The organism is Rhodococcus ruber NBRC 15591, from assembly GCF_001894945.1.
In the GTDB taxonomy this organism is placed as follows: domain Bacteria; phylum Actinomycetota; class Actinomycetes; order Mycobacteriales; family Mycobacteriaceae; genus Rhodococcus; species Rhodococcus ruber.
In genome coordinates this window covers 1-23,521 of the sequence record NZ_BCXE01000036.1, presented here as the reverse complement: position 1 = coordinate 23,521, position 23,521 = coordinate 1, and the positions used below count along the sequence as shown (strand labels likewise).

At 70.8% G+C, this 23,521-nt stretch carries 22 protein-coding genes and 1 tRNA gene; 16 read left to right on the top strand and 7 right to left on the bottom strand.

Annotated elements, in window-relative coordinates; all coding sequences use genetic code 11:
• Positions 1 to 9 precede the first annotated feature (9 nt).
• The 3 genes from RR3_RS21550 to nhaA are packed head-to-tail and all read right to left on the bottom strand — an operon-like array spanning position 10 to position 2,677.
• Positions 10 to 942 carry an alpha/beta fold hydrolase gene (locus RR3_RS21550; RefSeq protein WP_064066537.1) on the bottom strand — a complete coding sequence of 311 codons (933 nt, stop codon included), beginning with the start codon at positions 940 to 942 and terminating at the stop codon, positions 10 to 12.
• 20 nt (positions 943 to 962) lie between these two features.
• Positions 963 to 1,463 carry a phage holin family protein gene (locus RR3_RS21545; RefSeq protein ID WP_064066531.1) on the bottom strand — a complete coding sequence of 167 codons (501 nt, stop codon included), beginning with the start codon at positions 1,461 to 1,463 and terminating at the stop codon, positions 963 to 965.
• A complete protein-coding gene (nhaA, locus tag RR3_RS21540; RefSeq protein WP_010595018.1) occupies positions 1,460 to 2,677 on the bottom strand; it encodes a Na+/H+ antiporter NhaA in 1,218 nt (405 codons plus the stop codon). The genes RR3_RS21545 and nhaA overlap by 4 nt, the downstream gene beginning before the upstream one ends.
• A 195-nt stretch (positions 2,678 to 2,872) precedes the next feature.
• Between nhaA and RR3_RS21535 the strand changes: the two genes are divergently transcribed.
• The gene (locus RR3_RS21535) at positions 2,873 to 4,246 is read left to right on the top strand and encodes an MFS transporter (RefSeq protein ID WP_064066532.1); all 1,374 of its coding nucleotides are present in this window, start codon (positions 2,873 to 2,875) and stop codon (positions 4,244 to 4,246) included.
• A gap of 70 nt (positions 4,247 to 4,316) precedes the next feature.
• Here RR3_RS21535 and acs read toward each other — a convergent pair whose 3' ends face one another.
• The gene (acs, locus tag RR3_RS21530; RefSeq protein WP_064066533.1) at positions 4,317 to 6,254 is read right to left on the bottom strand and encodes an acetate--CoA ligase; all 1,938 of its coding nucleotides are present in this window, start codon (positions 6,252 to 6,254) and stop codon (positions 4,317 to 4,319) included.
• 203 nt (positions 6,255 to 6,457) lie between these two features.
• Here acs and RR3_RS21525 point away from each other — a divergent pair, with 203 nt between their 5' ends.
• On the top strand, positions 6,458 to 7,210 hold the full coding sequence (locus RR3_RS21525) for a Fic family protein (RefSeq protein WP_064066534.1): 753 nt from the start codon (positions 6,458 to 6,460) through the stop codon (positions 7,208 to 7,210).
• A 427-nt stretch (positions 7,211 to 7,637) separates the two neighbouring features.
• Here the strand turns inward: RR3_RS21525 and RR3_RS21520 are convergent, their stop codons facing one another.
• Positions 7,638 to 8,480, bottom strand: a complete 843-nt coding sequence (locus tag RR3_RS21520; RefSeq protein ID WP_064066535.1) for an HAD-IB family hydrolase — start codon at positions 8,478 to 8,480, stop codon at positions 7,638 to 7,640.
• Positions 8,481 to 8,824: 344 nt separating this feature from the next.
• Here RR3_RS21520 and ssd point away from each other — a divergent pair, with 344 nt between their 5' ends.
• The 7 genes from ssd to RR3_RS21485 are packed head-to-tail and all read left to right on the top strand — an operon-like array spanning position 8,825 to position 13,379.
• Positions 8,825 to 9,898 (top strand): septum site-determining protein Ssd, encoded by a 1,074-nt coding sequence (gene ssd, locus RR3_RS21515; RefSeq protein WP_017681222.1) that lies wholly within the window; start codon positions 8,825 to 8,827, stop codon positions 9,896 to 9,898.
• Positions 9,895 to 11,067 carry a TadA family conjugal transfer-associated ATPase gene (locus RR3_RS21510; RefSeq protein ID WP_010595025.1) on the top strand — a complete coding sequence of 391 codons (1,173 nt, stop codon included), beginning with the start codon at positions 9,895 to 9,897 and terminating at the stop codon, positions 11,065 to 11,067. The genes ssd and RR3_RS21510 overlap by 4 nt, the downstream gene beginning before the upstream one ends.
• Positions 11,064 to 11,864 (top strand): type II secretion system F family protein, encoded by an 801-nt coding sequence (locus RR3_RS21505; protein ID WP_010595026.1) that lies wholly within the window; start codon positions 11,064 to 11,066, stop codon positions 11,862 to 11,864. The genes RR3_RS21510 and RR3_RS21505 overlap by 4 nt, the downstream gene beginning before the upstream one ends.
• A complete protein-coding gene (locus RR3_RS21500) occupies positions 11,828 to 12,460 on the top strand; it encodes a type II secretion system F family protein (protein ID WP_010595027.1) in 633 nt (210 codons plus the stop codon). The genes RR3_RS21505 and RR3_RS21500 overlap by 37 nt, the downstream gene beginning before the upstream one ends.
• Before the next feature lie 42 nt (positions 12,461 to 12,502).
• The gene (locus RR3_RS21495; protein WP_026137874.1) at positions 12,503 to 12,706 is read left to right on the top strand and encodes a DUF4244 domain-containing protein; all 204 of its coding nucleotides are present in this window, start codon (positions 12,503 to 12,505) and stop codon (positions 12,704 to 12,706) included.
• 17 nt (positions 12,707 to 12,723) lie between these two features.
• A complete protein-coding gene (locus RR3_RS21490; protein WP_017681224.1) occupies positions 12,724 to 13,038 on the top strand; it encodes a TadE family type IV pilus minor pilin in 315 nt (104 codons plus the stop codon).
• Positions 13,035 to 13,379 carry an Rv3654c family TadE-like protein gene (locus tag RR3_RS21485; protein WP_010595030.1) on the top strand — a complete coding sequence of 115 codons (345 nt, stop codon included), beginning with the start codon at positions 13,035 to 13,037 and terminating at the stop codon, positions 13,377 to 13,379. The genes RR3_RS21490 and RR3_RS21485 overlap by 4 nt, the downstream gene beginning before the upstream one ends.
• Positions 13,380 to 13,386: 7 nt before the next feature.
• On the opposite strand, the gene RR3_RS21480 is transcribed toward RR3_RS21485, so the two are convergent.
• The gene (locus RR3_RS21480; protein ID WP_010595031.1) at positions 13,387 to 15,732 is read right to left on the bottom strand and encodes a DEAD/DEAH box helicase; all 2,346 of its coding nucleotides are present in this window, start codon (positions 15,730 to 15,732) and stop codon (positions 13,387 to 13,389) included.
• A 392-nt stretch (positions 15,733 to 16,124) separates the two neighbouring features.
• On the opposite strand from RR3_RS21480, the gene RR3_RS21475 reads away from it, so the two are divergent.
• From RR3_RS21475 to RR3_RS21460, 4 genes are all read left to right on the top strand, one after another.
• A complete protein-coding gene (locus RR3_RS21475) occupies positions 16,125 to 16,328 on the top strand; it encodes a cold-shock protein (RefSeq protein ID WP_003935252.1) in 204 nt (67 codons plus the stop codon).
• A gap of 129 nt (positions 16,329 to 16,457) precedes the next feature.
• Positions 16,458 to 17,045: a hypothetical protein gene (locus RR3_RS21470; RefSeq protein ID WP_040273695.1), complete on the top strand. Its 588-nt coding sequence runs from the start codon at positions 16,458 to 16,460 to the stop codon at positions 17,043 to 17,045.
• 134 nt (positions 17,046 to 17,179) lie between these two features.
• The gene (topA, locus tag RR3_RS21465; protein ID WP_064066536.1) at positions 17,180 to 20,110 is read left to right on the top strand and encodes a type I DNA topoisomerase; all 2,931 of its coding nucleotides are present in this window, start codon (positions 17,180 to 17,182) and stop codon (positions 20,108 to 20,110) included.
• 31 nt (positions 20,111 to 20,141) lie between these two features.
• The gene (locus tag RR3_RS21460; protein ID WP_010595035.1) at positions 20,142 to 20,816 is read left to right on the top strand and encodes a helix-turn-helix domain-containing protein; all 675 of its coding nucleotides are present in this window, start codon (positions 20,142 to 20,144) and stop codon (positions 20,814 to 20,816) included.
• Positions 20,817 to 20,820: 4 nt separating this feature from the next.
• On the opposite strand, the gene RR3_RS21455 is transcribed toward RR3_RS21460, so the two are convergent.
• A complete protein-coding gene (locus RR3_RS21455) occupies positions 20,821 to 21,207 on the bottom strand; it encodes a VOC family protein (RefSeq protein WP_010595036.1) in 387 nt (128 codons plus the stop codon).
• Between the two features lie 94 nt (positions 21,208 to 21,301).
• Between RR3_RS21455 and RR3_RS21450 the strand changes: the two genes are divergently transcribed.
• From RR3_RS21450 to RR3_RS21440, 3 genes are all read left to right on the top strand, one after another.
• Positions 21,302 to 22,489: a DNA polymerase III subunit delta' gene (locus tag RR3_RS21450; protein ID WP_010595037.1), complete on the top strand. Its 1,188-nt coding sequence runs from the start codon at positions 21,302 to 21,304 to the stop codon at positions 22,487 to 22,489.
• A gap of 65 nt (positions 22,490 to 22,554) precedes the next feature.
• Positions 22,555 to 22,627: transfer RNA gene (locus tag RR3_RS21445), tRNA-Thr, on the top strand.
• A 288-nt stretch (positions 22,628 to 22,915) separates the two neighbouring features.
• Positions 22,916 to 23,113, top strand: a complete 198-nt coding sequence (locus RR3_RS21440) for a hypothetical protein (protein ID WP_017681228.1) — start codon at positions 22,916 to 22,918, stop codon at positions 23,111 to 23,113.
• The last annotated feature ends 408 nt before the right edge of the window (positions 23,114 to 23,521 follow it).

Sequence of the window (23,521 nt, the reverse complement as noted above, 5' to 3'; positions counted from 1 at the left end):
CCGGGGCTCCTAGAGCCCGGCGGCGAAGTCGAGCAGCGCGGCGGTCACGTCGTCGGCACATTCCTGATGGGCGTAGTGCCCGGCGTCGTCGATCATGAGCAACTTCCGGCCGGGAGCGTGACGGACGCACCGGCGCACGGTCGCCGGCACGACGTACGGGTCCCGCGCGCCGTGCAGTTGCAGGACCGGCAGCGTCAGCGTCTTGTCCATCGCCGCCATGAACCGCCGTCCGTCCGGCCGCCACTGGCTGCGGAAGGCCCAGCGCTGGTACTCGAGCGTGCAGTGTGCGGTGCCGGGAATGCGGATGGCCGAGCGCATCCGCTCGGCGACCTCCCGGAATTCGTCCGACTGCTGCCACCGTGCGTCCGCCCGGGCCCGCAGCAGTCGTTCGATCTCCCAGCCGTCGTCGCGCACGAGCTTGCGTTCGGGCCGCCACGGCACCTGGTAGGCGAGGAACGTGGGCAGCAGCGCTGCCCGCTGCGCCCGGTCGTGCAGCGTCGCGTCCCGCAGCGAGATCGGATGCGGCGAGTCCACGAGGGCGATCGCCCGGACGAGCCGCGGGTGCAGCACGGCCGTCGCCCAGCACACCAGCCCGCCGTCGGCGTGCCCGACCAGCGTCGCCTCCGAGCAGCCCAGGGCGCGGATGAGTCCTGCGACGTCGCCCGAGAGGGTCCAGCCGTCGTAGCCGCGCGGGGGCTTGTCGGAGTCGCCGTAGCCGCGCAGATCGACGGCGACGGCGCGGTAGCCGGCGTCCGCGAAGGCGGTGAGCTGGTGCCGCCACGACCACCACAGGTCGGCGAACCCGTGCAGGAACAGCGCCAGCGGTGCGTCGGGGCCGGACGGGCCGGCTTCGACGGCGTGCAGACGGATGCCGTTCGCGTGGATGTCGCGGTGCGTCCACGGCCCGGGGAACCGGACCGTGGACGGGTCGGGGAGGGACACGGTGCCCTGCACGTGGAGGATCAGCGCGCGTGCCGGGGGCCCGCTGCCGGCTCCGCGTCGTGCTGCTGCGGCAGGACGGTACGAGCCTGCCTGAGCGAGTCGATGGTCTTCTCCGGGGCGCGCAGTTTGCGCACCCGCAGGTACCCGATCAGGGCGAAGATCGCCGTGACCACGACCATGATGAGGAAGACGATCAGGAACGCCAGCCAGCGGGGCGTCCAGATGTCGATCAGTTCGGCGAGGAAGAAGAAGAAGAAGAACGAACTGAACACCAGGACCGCGAGGGCCAGGATGAAGAACAGACTGCCCTGCAGGCCCTTCTTCACCTCGCCGGTGACCTCGGCCTTGGCGAGTTCGACCTCGGCGCGGAACAGCGTCGAGACCTGTGCTGTGGCGTCGCGGACCAGGTCCCCGATGCTCGCTTCCTGAGGAGTGCGGGCGCGCACCTCGGTCAGCGGAATGGACGAGATGCTCGTCGGTACCCCGTCACCCTGCTTCCGGTTCCCGTTCGTCACGCTCACTTGTCGACCCCTCCAGTTGATTCGTATTGCCTACGGTGGGCTCGCCCACGCCGTAACAGTAGCGTCGATCCCAGCAGCGAGGCGATCAGTGACGTGACGAGGACCGACGCCTTCGCGATCTCCGCGGGCGCCCCGCCGTCGATTCCGGCGAGCGAGAGGTCGGCGATGAGCAGGCTCACGGTGAATCCGATGCCGCCGAGTACGGCGAGGGCCAGCAGGTCCGGCCATGCCAGGCCGGCGGGCCTGGTGGCCACGCCTGTCCGGATCGCGAGCCAGGATGCGCCGAAGATGCCGACCGTCTTGCCGATCAGCAGGCCCAGCAGAACGGACAGGCCCACCGGACTGGTGAACACATCGGCGAGGACCTCGCCGTCGATGGGAACGCCGGAGGCGAACAGCGCGAACAGAGGCACACACAGGCCGGCAGACCAGGGTTGGAGGTCGTGGGCGAGCCGCTCGGCCGGTGCCCGCCGCTCACCCGGGTCGGCGCGGACGCGGGTGAGCAGACCCAGCACGACGCCCGCGATGGTGGCGTGGATGCCGGCCTCGTGCATGCCGTACCAGGTGAGCAGCGCGAGCGGGACGTACAGCCACGGGGTCGTGATCCGCCGGTGCTGGGCGTACCAGTAGGCGGCGGCGCACGCGACGGTCCCGAGCAGCCACAGCGCCGCGATGGACGTGGTGAAGAGGACGGCAATCAGTGCGATGCCGATGAGATCGTCGACGACGGCGAGGCTGAGCAGGAAGACACGCGCGCCGGTGGGGATGCGGGAACCGGTGAGGGCGAGAACTCCGAGGGCGAAGGCGATGTCGGTGGCGACGGGGATCGCCCAGCCGCGGTCCATGCCCGGCGTGCCCCACCCGACGGTGGCGGCGATGAGTGCCGGCAGCAGCACGCCGCCGCAGGCCGCGATGACCGGCAGCAGGGCCTTCTTGCGGTCCGCAAGTTCACCGATCACGAGTTCGCGTTTGAGTTCGAGTCCGGCGACGAAGAAGAAAACGGCGAGCAGGCCGTCCTGTGCCCAGGTGCCTACGGTGAGATGCAGGTGCAGCGCCTCCGGCCCGACGGTGAAGTCGCGCAGCCTCTCGTAGGCGGGTCCGAGCGGGGAGTTGACCCACAGGACGGCGACGGCGGCGGCGACGAGGAGGATCGCGCCACCGACGGTCTCGGTGCGTAGATACCGAGTGAGTTCCGAGCGCAGTGGCTGATTCACGAAGGCCTTTCGATCGACGAATCCGCGGGGCGATGGGGCTGCCGCCGACCAGGATTCCCAGCGCACCCAGCGACGAATCGTATCCCCGTCCGTCCGGTCGGCGGATGTCCGATTTGATTCGTTCCGGAAAGGAGGTGTTCACTTTCCTAGAAGCTGGGATCGTTTCCCATCATGTGAATCTCTGGAGCTGGTTTCGTGAGCACTTCCCTCGACAACACCGCCGGCCGAGACGGATCGCTGGTCGCGGGAGTACCGCGCAGCCGCATCATCGTCGCGAGCACCGTCGGCACCTCGATCGAGTTCTACGACTTCTACATCTATGCGACCGCCGCCGTCTCGGTGTTCCCGCACCTGTTCTTCCCGAAGGGCAACGGCACCACCGCTCTGCTCGCCTCGCTCGCGACGTTCGGTCTCGCGTTCGTCGCCCGTCCGGTCGGCTCGATCCTGTTCGGTCACTTCGGCGATCGCATCGGCCGCAAAGCCACCCTCGTCGGTTCGCTGCTGACCATGGGCGTCGCGACCTTCCTCATCGGAATCCTGCCCACGTACCACCAGGTGGGTCTGCTGGCCCCGGCGCTGCTCGCACTCATGCGCTTCTGTCAGGGCCTCGGCCTCGGGGGCGAATGGAGCGGCGCGGCACTGCTGGCCACCGAAACCGCCGAGAAGGGCAAGCGGGCGTGGGCCGCCATGTGGCCACAGCTGGGTGCGCCGATCGGGTTCTTCCTGGCCAACGGCCTGTTCCTGATCATCACCCTGTTCCTGAACCACAACAACGCCGAGCCCGACCTGGACAGCGCGTTCCTGACGTGGGGCTGGCGGATCCCGTTCCTGCTCAGCGCGGTGATGGTGATCATCGGCCTCTACGTGCGGCTCAAGCTGGAGGAGACGCCGGTGTTCGCCCGCGCCGTCGCCGAGGGCAAGAAGGTCAAGACCCCGCTGGCCGAGGTCTTCCGGACCAGCTGGCGTCAGCTGATCATCGGCACATTCGTGATGCTCGCGACGTACACCCTCTTCTACATCATGACGACCTGGGTGCTCAGCCACGGCACCGGGAAGACCCCCGCGCAAGGCGGTACCGGCGCCGGGTTCCAGTACTCGGACTTCCTGGTGCTGCAGCTGGTCGCGGTGCTGTTCTTCGCGGCCGCCATTCCGGTGTCCGGCCGGCTCGCCGACCGTTACGGTCGCCGCATCACCCTGCTCGTCGTCACCGGGATCATCATGGCGTTCGGCCTGACCTTCGGGATCCTGCTCGACCCGGAGGGCATGGGCGAACCGCGCATGCTGCTGTTCCTCGTCGTCGGCATGATCCTGATGGGCTTCACCTTCGGTCCCATGAGCGCCGTGCTGCCCGAGCTGTTCCCCACCAACGTGCGCTACACCGGGTCGGGCATCGCCTACAACGTGTCGAGCATCCTCGGCGCCGCCGTCGCCCCGTTCATCGCGACGTGGCTCGCCACGACCTACGGGGTCGGCTGGGTGGGTGTGTATCTCCTGGCCGCGGCCGCACTCACCTTCGTCGCGCTGCTCGTGATGCACGAGACCAAGGATCGCCGGCTGGACGAGGTGTAGGCCGCTCCGCGGCCGGTGTGCCCTTTGGGCTGTTGGGGCCGCCCAAAGGGCACACCGGCAGCTTCGCTGCCTACTTGCTCTGGGAACGGATGGCTTCGAAGACCTTCGGGTCCACGAGGGTGGAGGTGTCGCCGAGTTCGCGGCCCTCGGCGACGTCGCGCAGCAGGCGGCGCATGATCTTGCCGGAACGGGTCTTGGGCAGTTCCGGCACGACGGAGATCTGCCGGGGCTTGGCGATCGGGGAGATCTCGGTGGAGACCTGGTTGCGCAGTTCCGCGATCAGCGCATCGCCGGTGTTCTCCACGCCCTCGCGCAGGATGACGAACGCGACGATGCCCTGGCCGGTGGTCTCGTCGGCGGCACCGACGACGGCGGCCTCGGCGACGGCCGGGTGCCCGACGAGTGCGGACTCGACCTCGGAGGTCGAGATGCGGTGCCCGGAGACGTTCATGACGTCGTCGACGCGGCCGAGGACCCACAGGGCGCCGTCCTCGTCGTAGCGGGCGCCGTCACCGGCGAAGTACCAGCCCTCCTCGGCGTACCGGGACCAGTAGGTGTCCTTGTACCGGTCCATGTCGCCCCAGATGCCGCGCAACATCGACGGCCACGGCTGATCGAGCACCAGGTAGCCGTTGCCGCCGGCCCCGAGCGGGGCCGCGTTGTCGTCGACGATCTTGGCGGAGATGCCCGGCAGCGGCGCCATCGCCGAGCCCGGCTTGGTGGCGGTGATGCCCGGCAGCGGGGAGATCATGATCGCGCCGGTCTCGGTCTGCCACCAGGTGTCCACGATGGGGGCCTTGCCCGAGCCGATGACCTCCCGGAACCAGCGCCACGCCTCCGGGTTGATCGGCTCACCCACCGAACCCAGCAACCGGATCGAGGACAGGTCGTGCGCGTCGGGGATCTGCCGGCCCCACTTCATGAAGGTGCGGATCAGGGTGGGGGCGGTGTAGTAGATGCTCACCCCGTACTTTTCGATGATCTCGAAGTGCCGGTGCTCGTTCGGCGAGTTCGGGGTGCCCTCGTAGACCACCTGGGTCGCGCCGTTGGACAGCGGGCCGTACACGATGTAGCTGTGCCCGGTGACCCAGCCGATGTCGGCGGTGCACCAGTACACGTCGCGGCCCGGCTTGTGGTCGAACACGTAGTGGTGGGTGTACGAGGCCTGCGTCAGGTAGCCACCAGAGGTGTGGACGATGCCCTTGGGCTTACCGGTGGTGCCCGAGGTGTAGAGGATGAACAGGGGATGTTCGGCGTCGAACGGCTGGGCCTCGTGCTCGGCGGAGGCCTTGTCCACCGTCTCGTGCCACCACAGGTCGCGTCCGTCGGTCCAGTCGACGTCGATGCCGGTGCGCTTGACCACCAGCACGTGCTGCACCGACGCGGCCTCGGCGAGGGCCTCGTCGGCGGCCGGCTTGAGCGGAGCGGCCTGGCCACGGCGCCACTGTCCGTCGACGGTGACCACCAGCTTGGCGCGGGCGTCGTCGATGCGTGAGCGCAGCGCGTGCGAGGAGAACCCGCCGAAGACCACCGAGTGGGTCAGGCCCAGGCGCGCGCAGGCGAGCATCGTCACGATCGCCTCGGGGATCATCGGCATGTAGATCGCCACCCGGTCGCCGGCGACCAGGCCCAGGTCGGTGAAGGTGTTCGCCGCCTTGGACACCTCGGCGAGCAGGTCGTTGTAGGTCAGCGCCCGCGAATCGCCGGGCTCGCCCTCGAAGTGGATGGCGACCCGGTCGCCGTTGCCGGCGAGCACGTGCCGGTCGACGCAGTTGTAGGCGACGTTGAGTTGCCCGCCGACGAACCACTTGGCCACCGGCGCGTCGGACCAGTCCAGCACCTCGCTCCACGGCGTGGCCCAGTCCAGCCGCTGCGCCTGCGTCGCCCAGAACCCGAGCCGGTCGGCGTCCGCGGCGGCCTGCAACTCGGGACCGGCGTTGGCGGTGGCGACGAACTCGGGGCTCGGTGGGTACACCTGCTGTTCGTGGTCCTGCGCTGCGCTCGTCATGGTTGCGGGGCCTCTTTCCGGTCGGTCCAAACAGTTCGGGCACCTGTGAGGGTAGTCACCTGTGACCGACATCGCACCGTTGCATACGGCTGCAACCTGCTCACTTTCGACGATCGGTCGGTCCCGCGCGACGGGCGGTCGGCCTCCGCGTCCAGCGGAACCGGCGCCCGGGCAGTCGGCACCGGCCGGTACCGTCGGATGCCGTGACCGACCCCTTGCAGCCCCTGCTCGACCTGCCCGGAGTGCGCGCCGCCGCGGACCGCGCGCGCGACGCCCTCGCCGAGGTGCACCGGCACAAGACCAACCGGCGCGGCTGGCCGAACACCGCCGCCGAGGCGTCGGTCCGGGCCGCCCGGGCCTCGGCCGCGCTCGACGGTGGATCCATGGAGCTGCCCACGCCGGGGGAGGCGGGTGAGCCGATTCTGGCGGGCGCACTGCGAGTGGCGCAGGCGCTCGACGGCGACGGCCTGGCCGTCATGGTGTCCACCTGGCAGCGCGCGCCCTTGCAGACCCTCGCACGTCTGCATCTGCTCGCGGCGGCCGACCTCGTCGACGATCCGGAGGTGCTGGGCCGGCCCCGCCCGGAGCCGGGCGTGGGGGAGCGGCTCGACGCCCTCGCGCAGTTGGTGACCGGTGGTACCCGGGCACCCGCCCCGGTGCTGGCCGCGGTGGTGCACGGCGAGCTGGCGGTGCTGCGTCCCTTCGGAGTGGCCGACGGCGTGATCGCCCGGTCGGCGTCGCGCCTCGTGTCGGTCGCGAGTGGGCTGGACGTGCACAATCTGGGCGTGCCCGAGGTGAGCTGGATGCGTCGCGCCCAGGCCTACCGCGACGGGCTCGCGGGTTTCGAGTCGGGCACCGCGGTCGGCGTCGGCGGCTGGGTCGTCTTCTGCTGCGGCGGGCTGGAAGCGGGCGCGCGGGAGGCGACATCGATCGCGGACGCCTTCGCCGGCGGCTAGTCCGAGCGGTGCGGCTGGTTAGAGCAGTGAATCAGGCTGCCCGACATCGTTTTCGGGCCATGTCGTCACATGTAAGCGGGCGACGTCGCCGAATGACTTCGGTGGCGTCGCCCGCCAGCACGGACTGCCGAGTTACCAAGCGTGCTGCATGGGTTGTGTGTCACTGGCCTCGGCGAGGGTTCGGATATCGCTGGTTCGTCCTCGCAACGGGTGCGGGGTGCTCGCCGTCGAAGACCCGAATCTCGCAAGCCCACAACGCTTTTGCCCTTATAGTGGCATCGGCTCCGCGTGGGTGCTCGGTGTCCGTGCTGGGAAGTCCGGTCGGGAGATCGAACCTTCTCTTCCGATTCGCTCTTGGCCTTCCGTCCTTCCGTAACTCCTTTCTACTCCCGGTCTCACGGGGGGGCAAGTCCCATTTTCGGGACCGTCACCCCCGGGGCGTGAACCCGCGCCGGTGCCTCCGGCGCAACGCCAGGTACGCCGCGGCGCCCGCGGCCGCCGCGCCCGCGGTGATCGCGGCCGCCGCGGCGACCACGGCCGGCGACGTCGTGGTGAATCGGTGCAGGAGCGGGACGGGACGGATGAAAGTGAGTATGGGCCAATCATTTTCGACTGCTTCGCGGCGCAGTACCCGATCCGGGTTCACCGCCCGCGGATGACCCACGGCCCGCAACATCGGGATGTCCGTCGACGAGTCCGAGTACGCGTAGCAGCGTGCGAGATCGTACCCGTACTGCAGCGCCAGCGCCTGGATTGCCTCCGCCTTGGCCTCCCCGTAGCAGTAGAACTCCAGCTCCCCGGCGTAGCGGCCGTCCTCGATCCGCATCCGGCTCGCGGTGCTGTGCGTCGCCCCGAGCGCCGTCGCGATGGGGGTGACCACCTCCTCCCCGGACGCGGACACGATGATCACGTCGTGTCCCCGGAGCCGGTGGTCCGCGATGAGATCGGCCGCCTCGGCGAAGACCAGCGGGTCCACGATGTCGTGCAGTGTCTCGGCGACGATCGCCTTGATCTGCTCGACATCCCAGCCGGTACACATCGCCGCGATGTGGGCACGCATGCGCTCCACCTGATCGTGGTCGGCGCCGGACAGCATGAACAGGAACTGGGCGTAGCTGCTCTTGAGCACCGCCCGCCGGTTGAGGAGCCCCTGGGCGAAGAACGGCTTGCTGAAGGCGAGCGCGCTGGACTTCGCGATGACGGTCTTGTCGAGATCGAAGAAGGCGGCGATTCGGCCGGACGGGGTCGGGTCCACGGTCGCGTCGGTCACGGCACCACAATAGGTGTGGCTGCATCTTCCCGGTACGTCCCGTGATCCGGCCCGTCGTCGGGCGCCTCCACCTGCGTGGAACACGCGACGGTTGAACTTGCAAATATCGGGTCCCGGCGTAGTATCGACCTCACCTGGACATAGTCCAGGGGGTGTTCAGCCCGACCCCCCCGGGGCTGAACATGACGACCCTCGCCTCCTCCCCCCTGGCGAGGGTCGTCCTCTGTTCCGGGACCTTTCGAAGCCCGGCGTGTTCATCCACAGGCGGCGCATTCATCCACAGATTCGCCGATTCGCCCCGCCTCGGCTTCCGGCACCCTCGTTCGGCGCGCAAGCTGGGCGCCATGAACGACGTCCTGGCCCTCGTCGACGATCCCGCCCTGACGGCGAGCCTGCACCGCGTGGCGGCCGCCACCGACCGCACCGTCGGCGCGGCGGCGATGCCACCGCCGCGCAGAACCTGGCTCGACGCGGGACTCGTCGTGGTCGACCGAACCGCAGCCCTGCTCTGCGCGCAGCAGCTTCCCCGTCGAGGCGGCATCGTCCTGGTCACTGCCGGCGGGGCCGACCTCCCCGACTGGCAGGCCGCCACCGCCGTCGGGGCCGAACACGTCGTCGGCCTGCCCGACGACGAAGTCGAACTGCTCACGGTGCTCGGCACCGCCGCCGAACCCGACACCGGGGGTGGGCACGTCGTCGCCGTACTCGGCGGCTGCGGCGGCGCCGGCGCCTCCACGTTCGCGGCCGCCCTGGCATGGACCGTCGCCGCCTTCCGGCACAGTGCGGGAGCACTTCTCGTCGACGGTGATCCCCTGGGCGGAGGGTTGGACGTCCTCACGGGAATCGAGGAGCGGCCGGGTGTCCGCTGGTCCGGCCTGGCCGTCGATCGCGGCCGGCTCTCCGCCCGGTCGCTGCGGGATGCGGTGCCCGAATGGCTTCCGGGACTCGGCGTGCTCTCCGCAGATCGCGAGTCCACGTCCGAGCCGGCCCCCGCCGCCGTCACCGCGGTGCTCGACACCGTCCGCCGCTCGGGCGACCTGGTGGTGTGCGACGTGCCGCGCAGCCGCGGGCCGGCCGCCGAGGCGATGGTGGCGGCCGCCGACCTGGCCGTGCTGGTGGTCCCCGCCCGTGTGCGTGCCGCCCTCGCCGCGGGGCGGGTCGCCGGCTGGGTCGCCGACCAGAACACGAACCAGGGCATCGTCGTGCGCGGCCCGGCCCCCGGCGGACTGCGTGGCCGGGACGTCGCCGAGGTGGTGGGGCTGCCGCTGATCGCCACGATGCGCGCGCAGCCCGGCCTCGCCGCGGCACTCGAACGCGGTGGACTGCGGCTCGGACGTCGTTCGCCCCTGGTCCACGCCGCCGAGTCGGTCCTCGACGTGCTGGCCGGTCCCGAGCCGGGATCGCGGTGGGCAGCATGAGCGCCGTCCTCACTGCCGAGCTGCTCGACCGGGTCCGTGAACGTCTCGCGACGGAGGCCGGCGAGCCCACGCCGGACCGTGTCGCCGCTGCGCTGCGTGCCGAATCCGGCGGGGTTCTCGGCGATTTCGATCTGCTCACGGCACTGCGGCATCTGCAGACCGAGCTGTCCGGCGCCGGCCCGCTCGAAGCGCTGCTTGCCGAACCCGGCGTCACCGACGTACTCGTCACCGCCCCCGACCGCGTCTGGGTCGACCGCGGCGGCGGGCTGCGGCTCACCTCCGTCGCCTTTCCCGACGAGGCGTCGGTGCGGCGACTGGCCCAGCGCCTCGCGCTGTTCGCCGGGCGGCGGCTCGACGACGCCCAACCGTGGGTCGATGGCCGGCTGCCCGGGCACGGCGATTTCGGTGTCCGCCTGCATGCCGTCCTCGCGCCCGTCGCACAGGGTGGCACGTGTCTGTCGCTGCGGGTGCTGCGGCCCGCCACCCAGGGACTCGACGCGCTGCGCGATCGCGGCGCCGTCGACCCGCACGCCTACGTGTTGTTGCGCCGGATCGTCGCCGCCCGGCTCGCCTTCCTCGTCGTCGGGGGCACGGGTGCGGGCAAGACCACCCTGCTCGCGGCGCTGCTCGGCACCGTGGATCCGGGTGAGCGGATCGTGTGCGTCGAGGACGCGGCGGAACTGGCGCCCGCCCATCCCCACGTCGTGCGGCTCGTCGCGCGAGCCGCCAACGTCGAGGGCGTCGGGGAGGTCGCGGTGCGCGATCTCGTCCGGCAGGCGCTGCGAATGCGGCCCGACCGCATCGTCGTCGGCGAGGTGCGCGGCGCCGAGGTCGTCGATCTGCTCACCGCGCTGAACACCGGTCACGACGGGGGTGCAGGCACCGTGCACGCCAATTCTCCGGACGAGGTGCCGGCGCGGCTCGAAGCCCTCGCCGCGCTCGGCGGTCTGGACCGCGCCGCCCTGCACAGTCAGCTCGTCGCAGCGGTGCAGGTAGTCCTGCACGTGCACCGCACCCCCGACGGAACCCGTCGGCTGACGGAGATCGGTGTCGTGCAGCGCGACGAGGTCTCGGGTGTCGTCGTCGCACCCGCGTGGACCCACGAGCGCGGCACGCAGGCCGGCATGGACCGGCTCGAACAGCTCTTCCGGCGACGGGAGGCGCCGTGACCGCGACCGCCCTGTGCCTGGCCGCGGCCCTGCTGGTCGCGCCGGCGACGGTCGCCGCGCCGCGACTGCGGTCGCTGCGCACGACAGTCGTCGCCGGACGGCCGTGGCGACCGCCGCAGGAGGTGACGGCAGTGCTGTGCGTCCTCCCGGTGTTGCTGCTCGGCGTCGCACCCGCCGTCGCGGCGGCGGTCGTCGCCGGCACCACCGTGCGCCGGGTGCGGCGACGCCGACGGGACCGCGCCCGTGACGCCGAACAGCGGGCCCTGCTCGCCGGTCTCGAAACCGTCGTCGCCGAGCTGGAGGTGGGCACCCATCCGGCCGAGGCGTGTGCGACGGCGGCACGGGAGACGACCGGGCCCACCGCCGATGCCTTCCGTGTCGCGGCGGCGCGGGCCCGGCTCGGCGGAAGCGCAGCCGACGGCCTGCGCGCGGTAGCCCGCGCGACGGACCCGTCGGGGATCGCCGCGTCGCTCGATCGGGTCGCCGGGGCCTGGGAGGTGTCCGACCGGTACGGGCTGGCGCTGGCGCAACTCCTCGCGGCCGCACGGGCGGATCTGTCCGGTCGTATGCGCCTGCGCTCCCGTACCGAAGCGGGACTGGCGGGGGCCCGCGCGACGGCGGCGGTGCTCGCGGCTCTGCCGGCGCTCGGTGTGGCGCTCGGGCAGATGATGGGGGCGTCGCCGGTGTCGGTGCTGCTCGGCGACGGTCTCGGCGGGGTGTTGCTGGTGGTGGGCACCGCACTGGGGTGCGCCGGACTGCTGTGGACCGACCGGATCGCGAGGGGGGTGGCATCGTGACCGTAGCGCTGGTCTGCCTGGCCGCGGCGCTCGTGATCCTGCCGGACCTGCGGACGCGACGGTGCCGGACTGCCGGGGCCGCGGCCTCCGGGGAAGCCACCGGAACCGGCGGCGCCCCGGACGACCCGCACGCCGTGCCGGCCGCATTCGACCTGATGGCCGCCTGCCTGCGCGCCGGCCTTCCGACGGCGACCGCGGCACGGGCGGTGGCCGACTCGGCACCGCCCGCGCTCGCCCTGGCCCTGCGGCGGGGCGCCGACCGTCTCGAGCTCGGGGCCGCGCCGTCGGAGGCGTGGAGCGGTCTCGGGGAGGCGACGGCCGACGGATCCGACGACGAGACGGAGGCGCTGGAGGCCTTCGCCCGCGCCGCGCGGCGATCGGCACGATCCGGTGCCCCGCTGTCGGGCATCGTCGCCGAGGTGGCGGAGCGGCAGCGCGAACGAGCGGAGGACCGGGCGGCTGCAGCCGTCGAGCGTGCCGGGGTTCTGGTCAGCGGCCCACTCGGACTGTGCTTCCTGCCGGCGTTCGTGTGCCTGGGCATCGTGCCCGTCGTGATCGGGCTCGCGGGACGCGTGCTCGGTGAGGGGCTGTTGTGAGACGTCGGCGCGGACGGTCCGCGCCGGAGGAGGGGAGGAACCATGGTAGGCAACGTAATTCGTACGGTCGTGCAACGGCTGAGCGGTGCCGTCGCGGCGGAGGACGGGATGTCCACCGCGGAGTACGCGATCGGTACGATCGCGGCGGCGGCGTTCGGGGCCGTGCTCTACACGGTCGTCACCGGCGACAACATCGTCACTGCGCTCACCGGCATTGTCGAGCGCGCACTGAACACGGCGGTGTGAGCGGGGACGACGGTGGGGTGACCGTCGAGGCGGCGATCGCCCTCACCGCTCTGGTGAGCGTCCTCGTGCTGTGTCTCGGTGCGGTGCTGTGTATTTCGAGTCAGCTCCGATGCCAGGACGCCGCACGGGAAGCCGCCCGGCTCGCGGCCCGTGGCGACGGGACGCGGGCGGTGGAGGTGGCGGCGCGGATCGCCCCGGAGGGCGCACGGATCTCCGTGCGCCCCGACGGCGACCTCGTCGTGGCGACGGTGACAGCGGACGGTCCGCTGCTGCCGGCGGTGACGCTCACCGCGGAGGCCGTGGCTGCGTTCGAACCGGAAGTGGCGCAGTGACGTTCCGGGACGATCGGGGTAGCGCGAGCGTGGTGGCGTGTTTCGTTGCGGCCGCGCTGATCGCGGTCACCGGACTGCTCGTGCAGATCGGCGCGGGGGTCGCGACGCGGCATCGGGCGCAGGGGGCGGCCGACCTGGCGGCCCTCGCGGTGGCCGGTGCACTCGACCGCGGATCGGGCACCGCCTGCTCGGAAGCGAACCGGATCGCGGCGCGGATGCGGGTGCAGGTGCGTTCGTGCACCGTCGACGGCTGGGACGCGGTCGTCGAGGTCGAGGCCGCGGTGGCGCTGCCGGGTGGGCGGCAGGCCCGCGCGATCGCGCGGGCGGGGCCGGTCGAGTGAGCGCCGGTCAGGAGAGGGCGTCGAGCACCGCGCCGAGCAGAGCGACCGCCCCGGCCTTGTCGAGCGGGTCGTTGCCGTTGCCGCATTTGGGGGAGTACACGCACGACGGGCAGCCGGCGGCGCACTCGCAGGCCGTCACGGCCGCGCGGGTCGCCCCGAGCCATTCGGCGATGCGCGCGTAACCGCGGTCGGCGAAGCCCGCGCCGCCGGGATGCCCGTCGTAGACGAAGACGGTGGGCAGCCCGGTGTCCGGGTGCACCGCCGTGGACACCCCGCCGATGTCCCAGCGGTCGCACGTCGCCACCAACGGCAGCAGCCCGATCGCGGCATGCTCGGCGGCGTGCAGCGCGCCGGGTACCCGTTCCGGTCCGATTCCGCACCGGTCGAGCAGTTCGGGGGTGACGGTGTACATCACTGCGCGCGTCGGCAGGCACTGGGACGGCATATCGAGTTCGGTGCTGTCGAGAACCTCGCCGGACGGCAGTCGCCGCAGGTAGGAGACCACCTGATGGGTCACTTCCACCTCGACGAGGCCCACAGTCACCGGACCGAGCGAGCGCTGCTCCGTCACGGCGGTCACGACGATGTCGGTGATCTCCCGCGCGGAGGTGGACCATTCGGGCTCCTCGGCGTGCACGAGCGCGATCCCGTCGTCGAGGTGCAACTCGTCGACGACGAACGACTCGCCGCGGTGCAGGTACACCGCGCCCGGATGCACGGTCGCCGGTGCCCGGCCGCCGTCGACGGTGCCGAGCATCCGTCCGGTGTCGGATTCGACGATGGCGATCTGGGTGCCGATGCCGCCGCGGATGTCGATGTCGGAGTGCGGACGGGTGTCGGGGGTGACGAACCAGCCGTGCGGGCGCCGCCGGATCGCGCCCTGGGCGGCCAGGGCAGCGAGGACGTCGGCCGCGCCGAACTCCTCGACCTCGGCGTCGCTGAGGGGCAGCTCGAGCGCAGCGCACAGCAGTTGCGGGCCGAGCACGTACGGGTTGGTGGGGTCGGTGACCGTCGCCTCGACGGGCTTGTCGAGCAGCGCCGCCGGATGGTGCACGAGGTAGGTGTCGAGTGGATCGTCGCGGGCGACGAGCACGACCAGCGATCCCGCGCCGCGGCGGCCGGCCCGGCCGGCCTGCTGCCAGAACGACGCGACGGTGCCCGGGAATCCGGCGACGACGACGGCGTCGAGGCCGGCGATGTCCATACCGAGTTCCAGGGCGTTGGTGCTGGCGGCACCGAGCAGACGGCCGTCCGCCAGAGCAGCCTCGAGCTCGCGCCGCTCCTCGGCGAGGTAGCCGGCGCGGTACGCGGCGACACGATCGACGAGTTCGGGGGCGGCCTCGGCGAGCAGCCGCTGTGCGCCGAGCGCAGTGAACTCGGCGCCGCGCCGGGACCGTACGAAGGCGAGGGTGCGGGCACCTTCGACGACGAGGTCGGCGAGGATGCGCGCGGCCTCGGTTCCGGCGGCGCGGCGCACCGGGGCGCCGTTCTCGCCGGTCACCTGCTCGAGCAGTGGCGGTTCCCACAGCGCGACGGTGCGCGGGCCGTGCGGGGAGCCGTCCTCGGTCACCTCCCGGCAGGGCGCGCCGACGAGCCGGGACGCCGCGGCGCCGGGGTCGGCGGTCGTCGCGGAGGCGAGGACGAAGACCGGTCGGGCACCGTAGCGTGCGGCGATCCGTCGCAGCCGGCGCAGCACCAGGGCCACGTTGGAGCCGAAGACGCCGCGGTAGGAGTGGCACTCGTCGACCACGACGTAGCGCAGTCGGCGGAAGAACCGGGACCAGCGGGCGTGCCCGGGCAGCATCGACATGTGCAGCATGTCGGGGTTGGTGAAGATCCACCGCGAGTGGCTGCGCGCCCACTGCCGCAGTTCGGTGGAGGTGTCACCGTCGTAGGCACACGCGTGCACCCGACCGAGTTCGGGCTCGGCGGCGGTCACGTCGGTGACGGCGCGCAACTGGTCTGCACAGAGCGCCTTCGTGGGGGAGAGGTACAGCGCGGTGGCGTGCGGGTCCTCGACGAGTGCGGTGAGCACGGGCAACTGGTAGGCGAGGGACTTGCCCGACGCGGTGCCGGTGGAGACGACGACGTGCTCCCCGCCGGCGGCGACGTCGGCGGCCGCCCTCTGGTGGCTCCACGGCCGGGGCACACCCGTCGCGCGCAGGGCCCGGACGACGGCGTCGGACGCCCAGTCCGGCCAGTCGGTGTGCCGGACCTCGCGGGCGGGCAGCTCCGCGCTGTGGGTGAGGGGGTGCTCCGAGGCCGGGGTGCCCTCGAGAACTCGTTCGAGCAGTTCGTGGCCGAAGCTCGTCGGCCCGTCGCCGACGGGACGGCGGTGCGGCGAGCTGGTCACACTGGGTACTCCGGAGGATGCGGTCGGGATGGGAAACCAGCGTAGTCGGCCGTCGTTCCCGGCGTTCGGTCGGTGTGCGACCCGCGCGCGGGTTAACATCGACGTAACCGTACCGACGAGTAATCGTACCGTCGGTATGTACAAGATCAAATTTTCGGGCGAATTGTGCGCCCTCCTACTGTTGTCGGCGCCCCGAACGTGGTTCACTGACATCGGTCGCAGCTTCTGTGTTCGGTGACTTGAGAAAGTGCACGGCTCGCAGGATCGATGGTTGCGAGCGCGGTGCTTTGCTCTTCCTGTGGGGGGATCAAGAAGTACAGCGGTCGGAACCGGCCCGGCGGCTCGCTCGCCCGCGAACCGCCGCATCCGGTGTTAGAAAGAGAAGGAAAAGCATGGCACAGGGCACTGTGAAGTGGTTCAACGCGGAGAAGGGCTTCGGCTTCATCGCTCCCGAGGACGGCTCCGCCGACGTTTTCGTCCACTACTCGGAGATCCAGGGCAGCGGCTTCCGCACCCTGGAGGAGAACCAGCGCGTGGAGTTCGAGGTCGGCCAGGGCACCAAGGGCCCGCAGGCCACCGGCGTTCGCGCGCTCTGATCGTCGACGCTCCTGCCGGAGCCTGACGTGACTCGGTCCGCAAGGACCGAAGCCTCGATCGTCCCCCGTCACCCTCGGTGATGGGGGACGATCTGTTTCTGCGGGAGGCAGCGAAGGAAGGACGGGGGAGTGAGTCAACTGTCGTTCTTCGGGGCCGAGGTGATGCCGCCGGACCCGGCCGACCTCGGTGGTCTGCTGGCCGCGCACGGACACGCGGTGGTCTCCGGTGACGGCGCGCGGATCTCCGTGGTCGTGGACGAGCCGTGGCGGGCGGACGCGATCGCGGAGCTCATGACGCAGGCCGCGCTGTCCCCGGAGGTCACCCGCACGGACGAGGGACATCCGCTGGTGCGCACCGCAGCCCTGCCGGAACTCGTCCCGGTCGCGGCCGAATGGACGCGGGGCGCGGTGAAGGCGGTGCCGGCGGGATGGGTGCCGGGCTCGCGAGCCCTGCGGGCGTGGGTGCTCGCGGCCGGTCGCGTCGAGGTCGAGGGCGAACGCTACGTCCTGGGGCTGGATCCGCACGCCCCGGACACCCACGCGGTGCTGGCCCAGTCGCTGATGCGTGCCGGGATCGCGCCGACGCTGATCGGCGCCCGCGGCGCCGGACCGGGCCTGCGGGTGTCCGGGCGACGGCGATTGACGCGTCTCGTCGAGAACATCGGGGCACCCCCGGACGACGCCCGCGCGCGGCAGATCTGGCCGCGCGTGCAGTAGGGGCCGCATCACGCGTGACGGGCCTTCCGTTGCAGGTGTGCGACCCTGTGTATGGCCGCGTCCGGGGAACGGGTCGGTATACATGTCTTCAAGAAGCGGGACATGTCAGCGAACAGGGAAGGTGCGGCAGCGCTGTGGCAGCACGGGACAACAGCACGTCGAACGGCTCGTCGGGCACGCGTCGGCTCGTCATCGTCGAGTCCCCGACCAAGGCAAAGAAGATCGCGCCCTACCTGGGCCGTGACTACGTCGTCGAGGCGTCCGTCGGACACATCCGCGACCTGCCACGCGGGGCCGCCGATGTGCCGGCCAAGTACAAGGGCGAGTCGTGGGCCCGCCTCGGTGTGAACGTCGACCACGGTTTCGAGCCGCTGTACGTCGTCAGTCCTGAGAAGAAGTCCAAGGTCACCGAGCTGAAGGGGCTGCTGAAGGACGCGGACGAGCTGTACCTCGCGACCGACCCCGACCGGGAGGGCGAGGCCATCGCCTGGCACCTGCTCGAGACGCTCAAGCCGAAGGTCCCGGTCCGCCGGATGGTCTTCCACGAGATCACCGAGCCGGCCATCCGGGCCGCCGCGGAACACACCCGCGACCTCGACAACAACCTGGTCGACGCGCAGGAGACCCGCCGGATCCTCGACCGCCTCTACGGCTACGAGGTCAGCCCGGTGCTGTGGAAGAAGGTCATGCCGCGGCTGTCGGCGGGCCGCGTGCAGTCCGTCGCCACCCGGGTCATCGTCCAGCGCGAACGTGAGCGCATGGCCTTCCGGTCCGCGACGTACTGGGACATCGCCGCCACCCTCGACGCCGGCGCCGACGCGAGCCCCCGATCGTTCGGGGCACGGCTCGTCGGTGTCGACGGCGCCCGCGTCGCCGCCGGCCGCGATTTCGGCGCCGACGGCCGGCTCAAGTCCACCGGCGTCGTCGTGCTCGACGAGGCGTACGCGCGACGACTCGCCGACGCTCTGCACGGCGTGGACCTGACGGTGACGTCGGTCGAGAGCAAGCCGTACACCCGCAAGCCGTACGCACCGTTCATGACGTCGACGCTGCAGCAGGAGGCGGGCCGCAAGCTGCGGTTCTCGTCCGAGCGCACGATGCGCATCGCCCAGCGCCTGTACGAGAACGGCTACATCACGTACATGCGTACCGACTCGACGACCCTGTCCGAGAGCGCGATCGCCGCCGCCCGGGCCCAGGCCACCGAGTTGTACGGCGCGGAGTACGTGCACGCCACCCCGCGGCAGTTCACCCGCAAGGTCAAGAACGCGCAGGAGGCCCACGAGGCGATCCGTCCGGCCGGTGACGTGTTCGCCACGCCCGGCGAACTGCACTCGCGTCTCGACACCGACGAGTACCGCCTCTACGAACTCATCTGGCAGCGCACCGTCGCCTCCCAGATGGCCGACGCGCGGGGCACGACCCTGACACTGCGCATCACCGGCACCGCCGCGAGCGGTGAGGAATGCACGTTCTCGTCGTCCGGTCGCACCATCACCTTCCCCGGCTTCCTGAGGGCGTACGTCGAGAGCGTCGACGAAGAGGCCGGCGGCCAGTCCGACGACGCCGAATCCCGGCTGCCGAACCTGTCCGAGGGACAGCGCGTCACCGCGACGAAGCTCGACCCGGACGGTCACTCGACCAACCCGCCGGCTCGCTACACCGAGGCCAGCCTGATCAAGGCTCTCGAGGACCTCGGCATCGGCCGGCCGTCGACGTACGCGTCGATCATCAAGACCATCCTCGACCGCGGCTACGTCTACAAGCGGGGCAGCGCCCTGGTCCCGTCGTGGGTGGCGTTCGCGGTCATCGGGCTGCTCGAGGCGCATTTCGGACGCCTCGTCGACTACGGCTTCACCGCCGCCATGGAGGACGACCTCGACGAGATCGCGGGTGGTCACGAGCAGCGCACGGACTGGCTGTCGAGCTTCTACTTCGGTGGCGCCCACGGAGCCGAGAACTCGGTGGCGCGCGAGGGTGGCCTGAAGAAGATGGTGGGCGAGAACCTCGAAGACATCGACGCCCGCGAGATCAACTCCATCCGGCTGTTCGACGACGCCGAGGGCCGGGAGATCCACGTGCGCGTGGGCCGGTTCGGCCCGTACCTCGAGCGGATGGTTGCCGATCCCGACGCTCCCGACGGGGAACCGATCTCCCAGCGTGCGAACCTGCCCGACGACCTGCCGCCGGACGAGCTGACGCTCGAGTACGCGGAGAAGCTGTTCTCGACCCCGCAGGAGGGCCGGGTCCTCGGCGTCGACCCGGCCACCGGCAACGAGATCGTCGCGCGGGAGGGCCGCTTCGGTCCGTATGTGACCGAGTTGCTGCGTGAGCCGGAGCCGGAGCCCGAACCCGACATCACGCCGATCCCGGTCGAGGCGGCGCCCTCGGCGGGCGGCACCACCACCGTGGCGAAGAAGGCTGCGAAGAAGGCACCGGCGAAGAAGGCCACCAAGAAGGCGGCCGGTCCCAAGCCGCGGACGGCGTCGCTGCTCAAATCGATGGAACTGTCGACGGTGACGCTCGAGGACGCACTGCGACTGCTGTCGTTGCCGCGGGTCGTCGGGGTCGATCCTGCGACGGGTGAGGAGATCACCGCCCAGAACGGTCGCTACGGGCCGTACCTGAAGAAGGGCCCCGACTCGCGGTCGCTGGCGAACGAGGAGCAGATGTTCACGGTCACCCTCGAGGAGGCGCTGAAGATCTACTCCGAGCCGAAACGACGCGGTCGGCAGGCCGCCGCCACGCCGCCGCTGCGGGAACTGGGCACCGACCCGGTCAGCGACAAGCCGATGGTGATCAAGGACGGCCGCTTCGGCCCGTACGTCACGGACGGCGAGACCAACGCCAGCCTCCGCAAGGGCGACGAGGTCGACACCATCACCGACGAGCGTGCCTCCGAGCTGCTCGCGGATCGACGTGCCCGTGGTCCGGCGAAGAAGACCGCCAAGAAGACCGCTGCGAAGAAGGCTCCCGCGAAGAAGACGGCGGCCAAGAAGACCGTCGCCAAGAAGACGACTGCGAAGAAGACGACTGCGAAGAAGACCGCCGCGCAGAAGGAGTGACCTTCCGGGTACGGCGTCCTATCCTCGCCGTGTGTACCGCGAAGCGGCGTCCGGCATACCCGGTGTGCTCGTGTGGACCGCGACGAGGACCGCGGATTCGGCGGGAACGTCCGTGCTGCCCGACGGCTGCACGGACCTGATCTGGCACGAGGACGGCCTCCTCGTCGCCGGACCGGACACCCGAGCCCAGTTCTCCGACCTGGGTGCCCGGCGTGACCTGACCGCCGTGCGTTTCGGTCCCGGCGTAGGGCCGGCGGTGCTCGGCGTGGATGCAGCCGACCTCCGTGACGCACGCGTACCGCTGGACCACATCCGGCCCGGCGCACACGTTCGTCGCCTGGTCTCGGACGCGGAGTCCGACCCGGTCGGTGCGCTCCTGCGCGAGACCCGGCGCCGTCTGGACGGCGTCGACCGCAGTGTCGAGACGAGCATCGCGGCGCAGCTCGGGGCCGGAGCGTCCGTCGCCGAGCTGGCGGCGTCGACGGGCTGGAGCGCGCGCCGGTTGCACCGGCACGCACTGCGCGCGTACGGCTACGGACCGAAGACGCTGGCACGCGTGCTGCGGTTCCGCCGCGCGGTCGGTCTCGCCCGCGCCGGCCGACCGTTCGCCGACGTCGCGGCCGAGTGCGGCTTCAGCGACCAGGCCCATCTCGCGCGGGAGGTCCGCGCCCTCTCCGGCACCACGCTCGGTGCGCTCCTCGGCTGAGCGGTCACCCGGGCAGGGCCGCGAACAGCTCGATGCTGTGCCCGTCGGGATCGTGGACGCTCGCGTACCGCTGCTTCCAGAACGCGTCCCACGGTTCGAGCGCACTCGTGCATCCCGCCTCCAGCAAGTCGCGGTACGTCGAATCCACGCCTGCCGGTGAACCGCAGTCGAAGGCGAGCGCGGGGCCACCCGTTCCCGGCCGGAAGTCCGGATGGAAGGACCGGACCGATTCGACTGTGTCCCATGCCAGGCGGAGCCCACCTGGAAGTGTCGTTTCGAAGTGCGGTTCGTCGGTACCGGCGGGCAGGTCCAGTCCGAGGCGTCGATAGCAGTCGAAGGAACGGGTCATGTCGGCGACGACGAGCCCGACCAGGGCGAGTTGTGCGGTCATACCGGTGACGCTAGGTCGCTGCGCCGTCGCCGTCTTGAAGGTTTCGGACGGCCGACGCCTCGGCGGCGTCGGAACCGGTCGCTACGCTGAGGCCATGCCCGGTGTCTTCGAACGTCTCGTCGGCCAGCGCGACGTGGAGACCGAACTGATCGCCGCAGCCACCGCGGCGCGCGGCGGCGGAGCCGGTTCCCGGATGACGCACTCGTGGCTGTTCACCGGCCCTCCCGGTTCCGGTCGGTCGATTGCGGCGCTCTGCTTCGCCGCCGCCCTGCAGTGCACCGACCCGGACGTCCCGGGTTGCGGTCGCTGCCACGCGTGCAGCACCACCATGGCCGGCACTCACGGCGACGTCCGTCGGGTCGTTCCCGAGGGGCTCACGATCAGTGTCAAGGCGATGCGCGACATCGTCCGGACCGCGTCGCGTCGTCCGAGCACCGGGCAGTGGCAGGTAGTGGTGATCGAGGATGCGGACCGTCTCACCGAGGGCGCCGCGAACGCACTGCTCAAGGTCGTCGAGGAACCGCCGGAACGCACGGTGTTCCTCCTGTGCGCACCGTCCGTGGATCCGCAGGACATCTCCGTGACCCTGCGCTCGCGATGCCGGCACGTCGCGCTCGTCACGCCCAACCCGGACGCCATCGCCCGGGTGCTGCGCGAACGCGACGGACTCGACCCCGAGACCGCGAACTGGGCGGCATCGATCAGCGGCGGCCACGTCGGGCGGGCCCGGCGTCTGGCCACCGACGAGTCCGCTCGCACCAGCCGTCGACGTGCGCTGGATCTGGCCGCGGCCGTCCTCCGCCCTGCCACCACGTACACCGCTGCGGACGAGCTGGTGCAGCGTGCGGAGGCGGAAGCCAAGGAGATCAGCGCCACGCGCGACGAACGGGAGACCGAGGAACTTCGGACCGCTCTCGGCGCCGGAGGCACCGGCAAGGGCGCTGCCGGGGCGCTCCGGGGCTCGGCGGGCGTCCTCAAGGACCTCGAACGCACCCAGAAGTCCCGACGCACCCGGACCGAGCGCGACATCATGGATCGCGCCCTCATCGATCTGGCCGGTCTCTACCGCGACGCGCTGGCACGTTCCCTGGGCGCTTCCAGCACCGCCAACCATCCCGACATGGCCGAGCGTGCCGCCGACCTGGCTTCGCGTGCCCGGCCGGAGGCGTTGCTGACCTGCATCGAGGCGATTCTCGAATGCCGCGAGGTCCTCGCGCAGAACGTCAAGCCCCGCTTCGCGGTGGCCGCGATGGCGGCCCGGTTGAGCTCGGCCTTCCGGTAGGCACCGACGGGCGGTTTGCATTGGGCAGGGGGGTAGGCGCTAGACTCGTGCGCGCCGTCAGGCACGCTGCCTTAGCTCAGTCGGTAGAGCATTTCACTCGTAATGAAAAGGTCGCGAGTTCGATTCTCGCAGGCAGCTCCGCACGACGAAGGCCCTCCATCCCGAACGCGGACGGAGGGCCTTCGTCGTACGCACGTACACTCTCCGGTCCGCTCGCCCCGGGCAAAGGCGCCCGCCGCCGCGTTCCGTGCCGCATGATGGCGGGTGTGCTCCTGGAGATCTTCTCGATCGTTCTGATCATCGGCGCCCTGGTCGTTCTCATCCCCACTGCGGTGCGCGTGTTCCGCCGGCGCGACGACGACCACTAGTCCGATCGCCGCTGCTCGGCACCCCGCTCGGGCGTCGTCGGCTCAGTACACTCGACTTATGAGTGAGTCGTTGAAGGAGCGGGTGCGAGCGAAGATTCTGCGCCAGCGCGGAGAAGACGGCGGGCGCCCCCTCGGGGACGCAGAAGGGGACAACCCCCGGCTCATCGACATCGGCCTCGACCTGGCACTGCTGGACCAGGCCGCCGAGGGGGACCCCGTTGTGGAAGAGCTGGCCGCGAAGTACTGGGTGCCCTGATGTCGTCCAGAAAAGCGGCTTGACCAGGCGATTTGGTAACTCGCGCAATGTTCACGTAACTTATTCCAGGTCAGAGCGACACGGACACCGACCCGGCCCGCAGGGGCTCGGGACAACGAGGTTGGACGCAGGCGCCTGATTGTTCGGTTCGGAATCTTCTGGTAGGGTTCTGGGCCGTTGCCGATCCCACCGAGTGTGTCGGGTTTGTTCCCGGCGGGTGGTGTGGGTAGGCTGGAACGGTTGCCCCGGAGCGCCGCGGACGTTGGTTCGCGGGGTGATGGTGTGTGCGTGTTCTTTGAGAACTCAACAGTGTGCCGATGAATGTCAGTGCCAAATTATTTTGGTGCGGCCACTTCACTTTTGTGGGGTGGTTGTTGCTGGACATCGCATTCTTCCGTCTGTGATGAT